The organism is Runella sp. SP2 (assembly GCF_003711225.1).
Taxonomy (GTDB): domain Bacteria; phylum Bacteroidota; class Bacteroidia; order Cytophagales; family Spirosomataceae; genus Runella.
The window spans coordinates 6,950,134-6,965,374 of sequence record NZ_CP031030.1 but is presented as its reverse complement, the minus strand read 5'-3'; the positions used below and the strand labels follow the sequence as shown (position 1 = coordinate 6,965,374).

11 protein-coding genes are annotated in these 15,241 nt (G+C 43.4%); 3 read left to right on the top strand and 8 right to left on the bottom strand.

Going from position 1 to position 15,241, the window contains the following annotated elements; genetic code table 11:
* The first annotated feature begins 144 nt into the window (after nt 1–144).
* Nucleotides 145–1,176, top strand: coding sequence for an AraC family transcriptional regulator (locus tag DTQ70_RS28035; protein ID WP_122933883.1), 1,032 nt, complete (start codon nt 145–147; stop codon nt 1,174–1,176).
* Between the two features lie 73 nt (nt 1,177–1,249).
* On the opposite strand, the gene DTQ70_RS28030 is transcribed toward DTQ70_RS28035, so the two are convergent.
* The 7 genes from DTQ70_RS28030 to DTQ70_RS28000 all read right to left on the bottom strand — a co-directional run bounded on the left by DTQ70_RS28030 (nt 1,250) and on the right by DTQ70_RS28000 (nt 7,567).
* Entirely contained in the window at nt 1,250–2,626 is a 1,377-nt protein-coding gene (locus DTQ70_RS28030) for a glycoside hydrolase family 30 beta sandwich domain-containing protein (RefSeq protein WP_122933882.1), read from the bottom strand.
* Between the two features lie 91 nt (nt 2,627–2,717).
* Nucleotides 2,718–3,494, bottom strand: a complete 777-nt coding sequence (locus DTQ70_RS28025; protein ID WP_122933881.1) for a DUF1080 domain-containing protein — start codon at nt 3,492–3,494, stop codon at nt 2,718–2,720.
* 92 nt (nt 3,495–3,586) lie between these two features.
* Complete coding sequence (locus tag DTQ70_RS28020; RefSeq protein ID WP_164490248.1) at nt 3,587–4,189, bottom strand: hypothetical protein; 603 nt, start codon at nt 4,187–4,189, stop codon at nt 3,587–3,589.
* Nucleotides 4,190–4,244: 55 nt separating this feature from the next.
* A complete protein-coding gene (locus DTQ70_RS28015; protein WP_229600027.1) occupies nt 4,245–5,003 on the bottom strand; it encodes a glutamine amidotransferase-related protein in 759 nt (252 codons plus the stop codon).
* A 12-nt stretch (nt 5,004–5,015) separates the two neighbouring features.
* The gene (locus tag DTQ70_RS28010) at nt 5,016–5,630 is read right to left on the bottom strand and encodes a hypothetical protein (protein ID WP_122933878.1); all 615 of its coding nucleotides are present in this window, start codon (nt 5,628–5,630) and stop codon (nt 5,016–5,018) included.
* A gap of 15 nt (nt 5,631–5,645) precedes the next feature.
* Nucleotides 5,646–5,993: a type II toxin-antitoxin system HigA family antitoxin gene (locus DTQ70_RS28005; RefSeq protein WP_122933877.1), complete on the bottom strand. Its 348-nt coding sequence runs from the start codon at nt 5,991–5,993 to the stop codon at nt 5,646–5,648.
* A 179-nt stretch (nt 5,994–6,172) separates the two neighbouring features.
* On the bottom strand, nt 6,173–7,567 hold the full coding sequence (locus DTQ70_RS28000) for an aldehyde dehydrogenase family protein (protein ID WP_122933876.1): 1,395 nt from the start codon (nt 7,565–7,567) through the stop codon (nt 6,173–6,175).
* A gap of 148 nt (nt 7,568–7,715) precedes the next feature.
* Here DTQ70_RS28000 and DTQ70_RS27995 point away from each other — a divergent pair, with 148 nt between their 5' ends.
* The gene (locus DTQ70_RS27995) at nt 7,716–9,821 is read left to right on the top strand and encodes a prolyl oligopeptidase family serine peptidase (protein ID WP_122933875.1); all 2,106 of its coding nucleotides are present in this window, start codon (nt 7,716–7,718) and stop codon (nt 9,819–9,821) included.
* A gap of 46 nt (nt 9,822–9,867) precedes the next feature.
* On the opposite strand, the gene DTQ70_RS27990 is transcribed toward DTQ70_RS27995, so the two are convergent.
* A complete protein-coding gene (locus DTQ70_RS27990; protein ID WP_164490247.1) occupies nt 9,868–11,241 on the bottom strand; it encodes a redoxin domain-containing protein in 1,374 nt (457 codons plus the stop codon).
* Nucleotides 11,242–12,116: 875 nt separating this feature from the next.
* On the opposite strand from DTQ70_RS27990, the gene DTQ70_RS27985 reads away from it, so the two are divergent.
* Nucleotides 12,117–15,218, top strand: a complete 3,102-nt coding sequence (locus DTQ70_RS27985) for a TonB-dependent receptor (protein WP_229600167.1) — start codon at nt 12,117–12,119, stop codon at nt 15,216–15,218.
* The last annotated feature ends 23 nt before the right edge of the window (nt 15,219–15,241 follow it).

Below are 15,241 nucleotides of genomic sequence, written 5' to 3'. Positions count from 1 at the left end.
AATAAATACCAAATATTTACTTATAATTACAAACAATTTGCAGGAATATTAAACATTACATGTAAAACAATATACCTTTAATATTATTTACAAAAATTATATTCCACAAATTTAAACCCTTTTCAACTACAACATTTCACACAAATGAAATTCACAACTTTAAACGTTCCAAACGGACCATTTACTGAAGACTTTCACAAATTACTTTTCAAATCCCAAGCACCTCAAATAATTGACAAAGGGTCGCATTTTTTGTACTTAGTTGAGGATACAAATAAAAAAGTAACTGTAGAATTTACGACACTACAGCTACCTTTATTTAACATGAGTAAGGAAGATCAAGAGCTTTTTATTTATAAAACAAACTATCATTTTACAATAAACACTCAAATTAGGTATATTTCAATTCCAACAAATCAGTATCTTATTTTACGCTATTTCTCTTCAAAAAATGATTTTGTAGAGGTTCGTAGTGGCAAAAGCAATCATCGTAAAAAAGGTGATTGGATTATTACCTCCTTAAATACCGATGACAAAAGCTACAGCATTCAAACCCACAAACAAAACATTATCAAAGAGTTAAGCGTTTTTATCCCTACCAAAATCCTCAAAACCCTTACAGCAAATTCACCATCAGGTTCATATCTCAAGCAGCTGGCAAATTCTGAAACATCCTACCTAATCTATGAATCAGTCAGTACCCGATTGAGGCAATTGTTTGAGGATATCAATTCCAATTGCATGGAATCATTGATAGACATAATGGCTTTTCAAGAAAATATATATGCCACACTTAGAATTATTTTTGAGCAGTTAAATCAGAATAAGGTTAGTACCATTAAGTATCATTTCAAACAAGGAGACATTGAAGCTATTGCAAAGGCTGAGAAGCTACTTTTACATGACATAAAACAGCCTCCTACCATTCAAATACTGGCAAATGAAGCAGCTATGTCATCCACAAAATTTAAAAATATGTTTAAAAAAATATATGGTGAAAGTGTGTATCAATATTTCTTAAACTATAAAATGGAACTTTCTCGTCAATTATTACTAGATAATAAGCTAAGTATATCTGAAATTGCCCACAAACTTGGGTACAAAAATTTATCATACTTTTCTCGAATATTTAAACAACATTTTGGTGAAATTCCGAGCAAATACACGACAAATTAAAATAAAAATATCATACAAAATATATCAATAAATAAAAAACTTAATGATTATTTATCTATTGATATATAATTGATTACCAAACAAATGTAATTACAGATTTACCTTCAATTGTAGGCATTATTTGCTTGTTTTTATAACGCACATTAAACGTTATTTGTTTGTCGTTTTCATTGATAACAATCAGCACCGTCTTTCCATTTGGTGTCATGAATGCGACATTTGATAACCCCATTGTGACGTTTGATGCTATACGCACAGAATTGGGCCGAACAAATTTTGATGCGTGCGCAATGATATAGTAAGCAGGATTACGAACAATTGTTTCACCAATAGTAAGGGCGCCCAAACAAGCAGTACAACCACCTTCGGTATAGGGTTTTTGCTGTGGGTCAGCCGCTAAATTCCACTCTAACACTGTTTTACACCAGTTGCGAGAAGCGCCAATGACCAAGTTTTTAACATGCCACATCAAATCACCTCCAAAATTAGCAGGTGCGCCTATCCATTGTTCTGTAAAATACAGGTTTTTATCGGGGTGAGCTTCGTGCACATCACGTAAATTTTCAATGTTTCCCCCGTACAAATGAAACGCTGAACCATCAATGTACTGGCGTGCTTCTGAATCATTTAAAATACTAATGGGGTAATCAGGGCGATCGGCGTTGTGGTCGTAAATCAAGATTTTTGTGTTGATTTTAGCTTTTTTAAAGACTGGCCCCAAACTTTTTTTGATAAAAGCAGCTTGCTCATCCTGCGGCATCAATAGGCTTGGATTGTTGCCTGGGTGGAGGGGTTCATTTTGCACCGTCATGGCGTCTATTCGAATCCCTTCTTTTTGCATTTCTTGGATATATTTTACCAAATAGCGGGCATATACATCATAAAATTCAGGCTTCAAACTCCCTCCTTTCGAGGCGGCATTGGTCTTCATCCAAGCGGGTGGCGTCCAAGGCGAACCAAGAATTTTGAGCGAGGGTGCTATTGCAAGTATCTCTTTCAACACAGGAATCAGTTCTTTTTTTTCTTCTGCCAACGTAAACTTTGCCAGTGTGAGGTCGGTTTGGTCCGCGGGTAAATCGTTGTACGTAAACACATGGTCACTCAAATCGGATGCTCCAATACTAATGCGTAAATAGCTTACGCCAATGTTGTTTTGATCTGTGGCAAAAATTTCTCTCAACAATTTTGCACGTTCAGTAGGCTTCATTGCTGCCAACAACTGCGCACTACCACCCGTAAGCGTATATCCAAAGCCGTCCATTTTTTGAAACGTCTTGGTGTCATCAACGTAAATACTGGGAAGCGTGTTAGTCGTTGTACCAAACGACAACTTCTCGGGTTGTTTTTGAAAAAGAACCGATTTATCTGCTTTTGTAAGCCAAAGTTCCGCTTGTTGGGCTTGGCTAGTTAGTGCACACAACAACAGGACAATACCCTGAATTTTCTTCATTATGATAATTGGTTAAAATTGATAGGTTATGAAACAAGACAGCCCCGAAAAATGCGTTTTTCGGGGCTGCATAGGTATTTTTTTGTAACGATTACAGTCTGCGAATCCAGATATTACGGAACTGAGTCGCGTTATTGTGATCTTGGAGGTGAATCACATCTTCACCATGCGCCTCTGGGTAGTGGTGAAGGCCAATGTAAAGCGTCAAACCGTTGATGGTGGTATTATTTTGTACTAACACACCATTCAAAAATACAGTGATACGAGCAGGTGCATCCAAACGGCCATCAGGCTTGAAACGCGGTGCTGTATATACCACATCATATACGTTCCAATCCGACGGGCTACGCATTGGATTTACGAGCGGCGCGTGGTCTTTGTAAATACTTCCTGCTTGTCCGTTGCGGTACGTACGGTTTTGGTATGAATCCAAAATTTGCAACTCATAACGGTCTTGGAAGAAAACCCCGCTGTTTCCACGGCCTTGGCCAACTCCTTCTACTTTATCAGGAGCGCTAAACTCAAGGTGTAACTGGCAATCACCAAATTTCATTTTAGTTTTGATGTCACCACTTTTAGGCACTACTTCGAGATAATCGCCATTGACAATTTTCCAAGGAGCAGGTCCGCCATCTTTGGCAGATACCCACTGAGAGAGGTCTTTACCATTAAAAAGGATGATAGCATCCGAAGGTGCATCTCCTGCTTTTGCGCCTGGAGTAACAGTAGCAACTTCAGGCTCCCAAATTTCGGTCATTTCGGGTTTCATCGGCATAGGCGAAACCGCAGGAGGAGTACTTGGATAACCTTGTGCAAAAGCAGCAGCAGCACAAGCGACGAGCGACGCAGTAAGGAGCGTTTTTTTCATCATGGGTGTATAAAAATTAAAAGTTTTACGAATCAAACAACCTGTTTTTTCTACAAAGTCAAACGGTTGGTCTTTTTAACGTTCTCTGCGCATTAATCGCATACAAAGATGCTCAAATAATCGGGCGATGATGAAGTAATCTGTTTTAGACTGAGGCTTACGTCTTGGGGAAGTATTTTAGCCAAACGTTTTTGCAACTGCGTAGCCGTCTCTTTTTCAACGAGTTCGTAACGAATTTGACTACGGTTTATTTTTAATTCTTTTTTTCGTGATGACGACAACTGCGTTGTTTTCACCCCATAGTCTTTATAAGCGGCCAACTCCTCAGCCAGTTGATCGGCCAATGGTTTCGCTCCTGCATCATAAAAAATCTCAACGACCCACTCCTTTCGTGGGCTAGTTATTTTACTAATCAATGAGGCTTTTTTCGTCGGTGTTGTCGTCGTTTTTGTTTTTTCTGGTTTGGACGAACTTTCGGGATTCATAATGGCCGCAACGCCCGACACCAGTCCCAGCACCAACGTCAGTCCCATAAACATCCGAATCGAACGTAGCATTTCGGGGCGCGGCTTGGGACGGCTACTTTCACGATTGAGCAAAAAAAACGATAAAATAAACGCAATCGCGCTCAATCCTGAAATACCGTACTTGAGAAACTCTGCCAGCTCGCTGACTTGAAATTGCGCAAAAACCATGTAGTGGGGTGTTATGACCAATTGAAGCGGCAAATAACGCGCTTTCGCGCTTTTTTTACAACCTTGACGCCACAAACTCAACAATCCAACGCGCCACCAAGGCACTATCTAAGGGCTGAGATAAGCTTTCTAAACCTTGTTGGGTCTTGGTTTCGCCAATTCGCTCCACCCGCGACCGCATCAATGCTTCTTCGTAAGGAACCGTAAATTCGGGATGTGCTTGCACTCCGAGCATCCGTTGGCCTACTTGAAACATCGCCACGGGGCAATCGGCAGCAGTAGCAAGTACCTGCGCGTCGGGAGGCAAAACCTGCACTTGGTCTTGGCACATCATCAATAAATTGACGTTTTGTTGAAAAGGCTGCATCCATTGTGGATAACTTCCCTCCAAAGGTAACCCGTCAACCGCAAACTGTACCCCCGAAACCGTAAACTGATGCACGCCTACGCACCAACCCACCGACGATTTTTGCACCTTACCTCCAAGGGCTTCCGCCAAAAGCTGGTGTCCAAAACAAACGCCTACGTAGATTTTTTGGTGCGCGTACAAATCTGCTACAAATGCTTTTAGGGTATGAATCCATGGCTCATCGTCATAAACCGAAAACTTAGAACCTGTGCTCAAGTACGCATCGCACTCATCGACCGATGCAGGAAAATGCCCGTTAGAGACGTCATAAAAGGTAAACTCCCATTCGGGAGCAAGGGGTAGAAACAAAGCAGGAAACATATTTCGATAGTCTCCCGCAATGTGTCGAAATTCATCGCGAACGTGGTCGCACTCTAAAAGGCCGATTTTTATGGTGTTTTTCACTTTTTATATCACTTATTTCAATGTATAACCTACCCCCACTCCACCCCACAACAAGAAAGTGCGGTCGATTTTCCCCCAGCTTTTACGATGTGTTATCGAAGGGTATGGGTTGTCTCCCTTGTAAATACTTTTATCTTCCCAAAAAATAGAACTTAATGGAGTAAAGCCAACCTTAAAGAACCATCCACCTTCTGGCTTTTGAAAACGATACCCCACACGGGTGGTAACGAAGAGATACTGTTCTCGTTCTACGATTTTATTTACATGATACTTCTCTGATGTAGGATACATGCCTGCATCATTCAACAATATCATTGGGTTTTTCCAATGCTGTCTAAATTGCGCATATGCCATTCCAATTCCTAGCTCAAAGAAATGAGATTCTCTTCCTAACAATAAACTCCCCGAAACAGGAACAGAGTACATTTTTCGTCCATTGAGAGGAAAAAATCCAAGCGCTCCATTGAGGGCTATTTTGTAAGAAGGGGTGATTTTTACCAACTGGTCAACCCCAACCGAAGTAAGTAACCCAGTTCCTAAACCTTCAAAAAACACGGTAGTGCGCTGTTGGGCCTGCCCCACTTCAGCCAAGACAATTATCCAGAAAAGTAACAAAAGCCGTTTCATAAAGACTTGTTGTGGCTACGAAAGTAAAATGTCAGCAGGAATTCCTAATTGTCGATTCAATATCCGCATTATTTCAGCCGTTAGTGGTTTTTTTCGGTTTAGTATTTGCGATACATATCCTTTAGAACCAATGAGTCCTACCAAATCTTTTGCTTTCATTCCTCTTTCTTCCAATGTCAATTTTATTGCTTCAATTGGATCAGGAGGTAGAACAGGATGATATTTATTTTCATAATCTTTTATTAAAACTACAAGTAACTCAGCTTCGTCACCTTCTGGCGTACCTGGAGCTGCATCAAAAATTTGATCAATTCGACGAAGAGCAACGTCATAATCTCTTTCTGTTCTCAAAACGTGGTTCATAGAAGTTGTTTTTGACATTTTATCACTAACCCTCTTTTAACCCCATGTCTTTAGACTGGGGTCGCTAAAATAAGAAATACCAACGAGGCTTCAGCCCTGACTTTTCATATCAATATACTCAAAATCAGGGCTAAAGATGCTATACTTTCGTGATATGCTGCTGCTCACCTACCTACCACTTAAAACCCTCCCACGCGCAAATGGAACGACTTTGGTCGTGTAAGGGCTTCGTAACCTAAGGCCGACAAAGTACAACCACGCCCCGAATCCTTCACCCCTGTCCATGCCAATTCTGGGTCGAGATAATCGCAACGATTCATAAACCACGTACCTGTTTCTATCTGATTGCCAATGAAAAGTGCCGCATCCGCATCTCCCGTCCACACCGACGCCGTAAGCCCGTAGTCACTGTCATTCATCAACGCAATCGCCTCTTCATCGCTGCTTACTTTCATAATTCCGACGGCAGGCCCAAACGTTTCTTCCGTCATAATACGCATCGAGTGGTTGACGTTGACCAGCAACTGAGGTGCTAAATAAGGAGTCCCTACCTGATTGCTTGGGAACAGTGAAGGGTCAATCAGTGCATCTGCACCTTGGCTTACCGCTTCGCGGATTTGCTCACGCACAAACTCCGCCGCCGACGTACGCACCATTGGGCCAAGGTGAGTGCCTGCGTCAAACGGATTACCTAAAATGTATTTGTTGACTAAGTCCACCGCACCGTGTACAAACTCGTCATAGACTTTTTCGTGGACATAAATACGCTCAATTCCGCAGCATGACTGCCCCGAATTGAACAAAGCACCGTCCACAAGATTCTCAACCGCAAACGCTAAGTTAGCATCCGCTCGAACGTAGGCTGGATCTTTCCCGCCAAGCTCTAAGCCTGTTGCAATAAAACGCTCCGCCGCTGCTCGCTGCACAGCGTGCCCACCCGATACCGAACCCGTAAATGCGACAAAATCAACGCGAGAATCGGCGATGATTCGTGCTACGTAGTCGTGGGTTGTATGAATATATTGGAACACGCCTTCTGGCAAACCCGCCGCTTTGAACGCTTCGGCGTAGCGCTCGGCGCAAAGAGGTGTTTGCTGAGCATGTTTTAGGATGACGGTATTTCCAGACAACAAAGCAGGAATAACCACATTGACCGAAGTCAAATAGGGGTAGTTCCAAGGAGCCACGACAAAGACTGTCCCCAGGGCTTCGCGGCGGATAAAACGCTGAAAACCTTCTTTTTCGGACACTGGAACATCAGACAAGGCTCCGATAGCGGATTGCATCATATATCGCGCACGCTCCTGAAAACCTCGACGGATTTCGTTGGGCGTATAAGCAATAGGACGCCCCATCTGCCACGTTAGCTCAGTACCGATGGCGTCGGCGTGTTCGATAAAATAAGCAACTGCTCGTTCACAAATGGCAATACGTTCCGACAGAGGAACGGCTTTCCATGCTTTTTGGGCAGCTTTGGCAGTAGTTAATACTGTTTCGATGTGGGAAGCTGTAACGTACTCGCGTTCTAAATAAACCGAGCCATCGACAGGAGAAATGACTTGAAACGTTTTCATCAGTTTGGTGACATATAAGTCCGAAAAATACGGGTTAATTTTTAAAATACAGCAAAGCCGCTACGCATACTACCTCCCAAAGGGTCGAATTTACCTCCGATGCTACTACTTTATTTTGTACATTTGAAAACATCACAAACCTAATCGTATGAAATTTTTCTACACCCTCTTTATTCACCTCATTTTGGGTGGCTGGATGGCCCTTTTTGCCCAACAACTTGACATGGACGCCCTCAAAGCGTATCCATTTCCCAGTGAATTAACGGCCTCCGCCACAGGCTCTCGCATTACTTGGGCTTTTAACGAACAAGGGCAACGCAACATTTACGTCGCCGAAGGGCCAACGTTTACCGCTCGTCGCCTCACCAATTATCTTCAAGACGATGGGCAAGAACTGAGCAGTGTGGCGATTTCGGCCGACGGGAAATGGGTTATTTATGTTCGCGGGGGCGACCACGGTTCTAACTGGAACGACGATCTCCCCGTCAACCCAAGCTTTAATACCACGCCTACCAAAGTTCAAGTATGGAGTATTCCTTTTTCGGGAGGCGAGCCCAAATCGCTGGGCGAAGGCGAAAACCCCGTCATTTCTCCCAAAAGTGATAAAGTAGCTTACAGTAGAGGGGGGCAAATTTATACCGTACCCATCGACGGTACCGCACCTGCTACGGTTCTTTTTACCGCCCGTGGCACCAATAGTACGCCCGTTTGGTCGCCCGACGGTAGCCGCATTGCCTTTCAATCCAATCGTACCGATCACCAGTTTATTGGTGTCTATACCGATGCCCAAACGCCTATTCGGTGGATTGACCCGCAATTCAAACGTGACCAATCGCCACGCTGGTCGCCCGACGGACAGAAATTGGCCTTTGTTCGCACCAACGGTCTCGGCGGGAAACCAGATTCTATTTTGGCCCGCCGCCCAAATCTGTGGTCGATTCTTACCTTTGATTTTACCACGGGCAAAACCACGCCTATCTGGACATCGCCCAAGCGCCTAAACGGCACCATCCCTACCACCCACGGTACGACCAATTTACACTGGGCTGCTAACCGAATTGTCTTTTTAGCGTACCACGACGGCTGGCCGCACCTGTACTCGTTGACTGAATCGGGCGGTACACCTCTTTTGCTTACTCCTGGCAATTTTATGTGTGAACACATTCAACTGAGTTCTGACAAAAAAACGCTGTTATTTTCGGCCAATGCAGGTACTGACCCGCTCGACATCGACCGCCGCCACGTAGTAAAAGTATCCGTTGACCGCGCCGATATGCAAGTCGTTACTCCAGGCTCAGGATTGGAATGGTCACCTGTTTTAACTGGTGATGGCACAACGATAGCATTCATTGGCGCTACTCCACAACGGCCACCTATGCCACACGTGCTTACTCTTACTCCCAATTCCACTCCTCAGCTCATAGCCGCCGATAAGCTTCCAACTCAATATCCCGCTTCTGCATTAGTTACGCCCAAACAAGTTACGTACAAAACCCCCGATGGCTTTACTGTTCATGCGCAACTTTTTGAAAAAGCAGGAGGTCCTTCCAAAAAACCAGCGATTGTCTATATCCACGGCGGACCGCCTCGCCAAATGCTCCTTGGCTGGCATTATTCTGACTACTATGCCAATGCCTACGCCATGAATCAGTACTTGGCAAGTTTGGGATTTGTGGTTCTTTCGGTCAATTACCGTTTGGGAATTGGGTACGGATTTGAGTTTCATAACCCCAAAAACGGAGGCAGTTATGGTGCTTCGGAATACACTGACATCAAGGCCGCAGGCGAATGGCTCGCTAAACAAAGCCAAGTGGATTCTAAGCGAATTGGGGTATATGGTGGCTCGTATGGTGGATTTCTGACCGCGATGGCTCTTGGCAAAGATTCGCAGCTTTTTGCCGTAGGAGTTGACATTCATGGGGTACACGACCGCACCATCGAGCGAACGCGTAACCTAGTGCTTCCCGACCAATACGACCGCGCGCCCGATGCCCAATATGCCCTCGAAACAGCTTGGAAATCATCCCCCATTGCCTATATGGATACGTGGAAATCGCCCGTACTTATCATTCACGGCGACGACGACCGTAATGTACGCTTTAGCCAAAGTACCGACCTCGTTCGCCGATTAGAAGACAAAAACATTTACCTCGAAACCCTAGTGATTGTCGATGATACCCACCACTTTATGAAACATCAAAATCAAGTCAACGTCAACAAAGCCATTGCGGCTTTCTTTTTGAAAAAGCTATAATTTATTGCGTAGCGACTTACCAAGTGCTTGAAAACTTGGTAAGTCGCTACTCTTTCAGCCATCGGCTTATTTTCTGACTGTCAAATAGACTTCCCGACTCTACATATCGCCCTTTTTCATCCAATAAAATTAACAGAGGACGCTTAGTCGTAAAAACTGCCTCTAGCACATCTCCTATGAGATAATCAGCATAAAAATGAAACTCGCTGGGCTTATTGAATGGATAGTTGCGCAGGGCATTTTTCCAACTTTCAAAACGATTCTTGGAACAAAGCGTAGCCAACTGAACATTTTTTATTTTTTGTCCTAACGTCCCAAATGCAGTAAGTGCCGCTTGGCAACTATCTTCCCACGTATTCCAAAGTAATAAGAGGGTCTTCTTGCCCGCAAGACGTTGAAGTGTCGTCGATGTGCTATCTTGGTTCAAGGCAGGTAACGAGGGGATTTGAGTTCCTACTACCATTGGTGTATTCTTCCAATACCGCATTTTAATACCGGACAAATGCTTTGACTGTGGAAAATCTCGCTCAAAACGTTCAATAAAAGCACCTTTCTCTGACTCCGCAACCCAAAAACCCTTTTCTGCCAATGCCAAATTCAGGGTTTCTTCGCGCGTCTTGGGTAAATTAGCTAGGGCTTTATCTACATCATTATAAAAATCCATCATCTTTGAGGGCTCCTTATGCGAAAGTTCATCTACCACGTACTTTTCTCCCAAAAACGACAACAGTGCCCTTCGATAGTTAGGCGACATCCACGCGTCTTCATGCGGAACAATGTATAACTTCAATCGGGGAGTGAGACCTTCTTGGTATTTTTTGGGACTACTCTCAACTTGTCGTATTCTTTGCAAGTCATCAAACATATCATCTCTCCAATCTTTGGTCGCATTATAAAACACAACTCGATGATAATACTGGCTTTCGATAGCTGCTTGAACAAACGCATTTTGAGATTCGTCTTGCCTACTTTGAAACCCCTGATACTCCGCCCACTGTCGATCGGCAATGTCTCGCATGAGATTCCTGTATATTTCTTCCGAAACATTCCGCATCAACGGCCGACGCTGCAACGAATCCCGCTCCAACAGTAAATATTTTTGTAAAAAACGATTGATATCAACCGCTGACCCTTTTTCAAAAATCAACCGTCCTTTCCTTTCCAAACATACAAGTGTATCATTAGAGTGGAGAAACACATTTTGCATTGTTAAGGTCGTTTTATCCTTAAAAAAGCTAATGAACTTCAAGTCCGCCTTCTTCATCTGTTGAAACTGATACGTTACTAAATACCCCGTCGAATCCACTGCACGAACAGCTGTTTGTCCTTCCTGTACCATAACAATCCTCTGAACACCCTGGCTATTGGGCATACTCACCATCCTTCCATCTTTTTCGGGAGTTTCTAATTGAATTTTCACTATCGACACTTGGGCGTTGAGATGCCCCCTAATAAATGCTATTAAAAACCCCAACAGGACAAAGCTCACTCTCATAACAGTGATTGTATTTAGTTAAAAATCAATATAACACTATTTTTTGACTAGGCCATTGTTTTATACAAATGCGAATTATAAGACATATACTATCTAATGTCATTTTCAATTTTAGCAAAATTTACTTTCTTCAAAACCTTTTTCTACTGTATATTTCATCTGTTTTACTCTCGCTCTGTACAATATTATAGATTTTAACTATTAGTAAGCCAGCCCGCACTAGTAATTTGCAAAAAATGCAATATTTATTTGCAAAAAATGCTATATATTTTTACTCACTAAAAGACATATTTTTGAGTAACTAAATCTAAAATATCACACTCGACGTTAATTTTTGTTTATTCTACTCTAGGTGTTGTAGCCAAAATACATCCAAAACCCCATCAAAATAAGCTACAACAATATACTTTCTTGACCTATCCTTTCTATTCTTATACCATTTATACCAAAACATGGCTGCGTCCACCAAAGCATAAAATTTTTAAAATAGGCAAAATAAGAAGAAAATAAAAAGACATACAGTTAATAAAATTATTAAATTATACTTATATCAATTAACACTTTTTTTATAAAACAATAGAGTAGTTTGCCTAGACTTACCCCTTGTATGAGGTGATAGTTTATATCTTTAACCTATTTTCCACCCTAAACGCTGCTCACACCAGCAAAGAATTCTAACTTGTATGAAAAGAAAACTACAACCACATCGGCGGGTTGTTAGGATGGCACGAAATTCTTCGGCGCCCCTCCTATTGTCTCTCTCCTGCCTCCATTTCGCTTATGCAGCTCCTGTAGCAGGGATGCCAACGCGGAATCACGCCATTCTTGTTGAAGCAACTGCTGTGGACAAGGCCATCACAGGTAAAGTTGTGGATGAAACCAACAGTCCTCTTCCAGGGGTTAGCATCGTCATTAAAGGAAGTCAAAAAGGAACTGTAACTGACGCAAACGGTCAGTTCAAACTTGATGTACCTGAAAGAGCAACATTGGTTCTCTCTTTTGTTGGTTATGAGCCACAAGAGGTAGCAGTCGGCAACCAAAATGTGCTCAACCTGACCATGAAAGTGGACAGCAAAGTACTTGAAGAAATCGTCGTTATCGGTTATGGTACTTTGAAGAAATCTGACTTAACAGGTGCCGTAGGTTCGGTAAAAGCCGAGCAACTTATGGAGCGCCCTGCTCCGTCGTTGACGCAAGCCCTTTCGGGACGTATGCCAGGGGTACAAGTAAACACCAACTCTGGTCGCCCAGGTGGTCGTACTACGATTCGTGTTCGTGGTTTTAGCTCAATCAACTCGTCAAACAACCCACTTTATGTAGTGGACGGGGTGATGCTTCCACAAGGAAACCAAAACCAGTTTAGCTCGGCAATTGACTATATCAACCCGAACGACATCGTGTCGGTAGAAGTATTGAAAGATGCTTCTTCGACGGCGATTTACGGGGCACGTGGCGCCAACGGGGTTATCTTGGTAACGACAAAAAAAGGAAAAGCAGGCGAAGGTACTGTTACCTACAATGCTGATTTCAGCGTAAACACCATCGGGCCAAACCGTCCTCAAGTACTCAACGCCAAAGAATACCTTGCCGTTGAAGATTTGGCATGGGCAAACATGGCAAAATATGACCCAGCAGGTTGGGCAGCAGGAAGATGGGCTTACTTAAACCCTAAACTCCGCCGCACAGATCCACGTATCTTTGATAGCAACGGTAACCCACTTTACGACACTGATTGGTTCAAAGAAACGTCACAAAATAGCCTTTCACAAAACCATCAGTTGGGTTTCAGCGGTGGTAACGAGCGCACGCAGTACTCATTCTCATTGGGCTATCGCGACGACCAAGGACTTCTCAAAACTTCGTACATGAAGCGTTATTCTGGACGTTTTACCATCGACGATCAAATCAAAAAATGGTTGAAAGTTGGGGGTACATTGAGCTACAATAACCAAAGCGAAAACATTGTCGATCAAGGTGATGCCGTAGCTCGGCAGATTGTGGAAGACTTCCCGTTCATGCCTACTAAATATGCTGACGGAACGTATGCCAACAACCGCGATTATCCATACGCCGAAGGAACCATGAGTTCGTTGCACCGTTTGATGGGTCGTAAGTATATCCTAAATACCCAAACTACGATAGGAAGCATGTACTCAAACATCAACCTTGCCAAAGGTCTTGAAATGCGTACAGTATTTGGTATCAACGTGCAAACACAAGAAAACAACCAGTCACAAACGCGTACGCTCAACATCGGTGGTAACGGTAACGCCTCTACCAGCAACCGTAAAGAAAGCTTCTGGTCGTTGGAAAACTACTTGACGTACAACAAACAGTTTGGTGACAAGCACTCGTTGACAGCCCTTTTGGGGATTTCGTGGCAAGAAACGAACCTCTTCTCTATGAGTGCCAGCATCAACAACTTCGCAACCGATTATTTTGAATTTAATAACTTGGGTGCGGGTGCTACCAACCCAGGCGTAGGCTCAGGAGCGTCTCGTTTTGCGTTTAACTCATACTTTGGACGTATCAACTACTCATTGGCCAACAAATACTTGGTAACACTTACTGGACGTGCCGACGGTTCGTCGAAATTCGGGGAAAACCATAAGTTTGCCTTCTTCCCATCAGGAGCGTTGGCATGGCGTGTTTCTGAAGAAGATTTCTTGAAAAACAATGCCGTGATTTCTAATTTGAAACTACGTACTAGCTTCGGTTTGACAGGTAACTCAGAAATCCCAGCTTACTCTTCTTTGTCTCTTTTAAGCTCTAACTATGCTACTATTTACGGCGATGCTCGCGTAGCTGGAACAGGTCTTTCTCGTTTGGCTAACCCAGACTTGCGTTGGGAAAAAACAGCTCAAGCTGACGTAGGTGCGGAGATTTCGCTTTTCAAAGGAAAAGTATCAATCGAAGCTGACTACTACTACCGTAAGACAACTGACATGCTTTTGGATGCTCCTGTACCACGTACAAGCGGCTATGCAACTATCCGTAAAAACGTTGGTTCGATGCAAAATAAAGGATTGGAACTTGGTATCAACACTGTAAACATCGACCGTGGTGGATTCCAGTGGAATACAACTTTCAACATCTCATTTAACCGCAATAAAGTACTTTCGTTGGCAACGCCTTCAGACATTTTCAACGTAGGTGGTCCTAACTTTACTAACCCAACCAACGTCATCCGTATCGGCGAGCCAGTAGGTTCGTTCTGGGGACTTACTCGTTTGGGCGTATGGAGCGAGTCAGAGCGCGAAGAAGCGGCTAAATACACTAGTTACCGTAACGGTTTGACAGTTCTTCCAGGTGACATCAAGTACCTTGACGTAAACGGTGACAAAGCCATTACTGACGCTGACCGTAGCATCATCGGAAATGGTAGCCCTAAATCATGGGGTGCAATGACAAACACGTTCCGTTATAATAACTTCGACCTTACACTTGAGCTTCAATTCTCGTACGGAAACGACGTTATGATGATGAACCTTCACGCAAGTGAAGACCGTCAGGCATTGGCAAACAGCTATACTTCGGTATTGGGCGCATGGACTCCACAAAACCAAAACTCGATGATTGCTGAAATCCGTGACACACGCGCAGGTTACGTAACTAACGTTGACTCATGGTGGATCAAAGATGGTTCGTTCCTTCGTGGTAGAAACCTCTTGTTGGGCTACACAGTTCCTAGCCACGTAACAAGCAAATTGAAGTTGAGCCGTCTAAGAGTGTATGCTACTACCCAAAACTTCTTCTTGGCATTGAAAGACAAGATTGTTGGTGACCCAGAAGTTACGCCAACCAACCAAGGAGACGGTAACAGTGCTTTCTCACAAGGGATGATTTGGCACAACTACCCTAAACCTACTACTTACATGTTGGGTATTCAGGTTGGGTTCTAATTCACACTCTTTCACTTAAATTG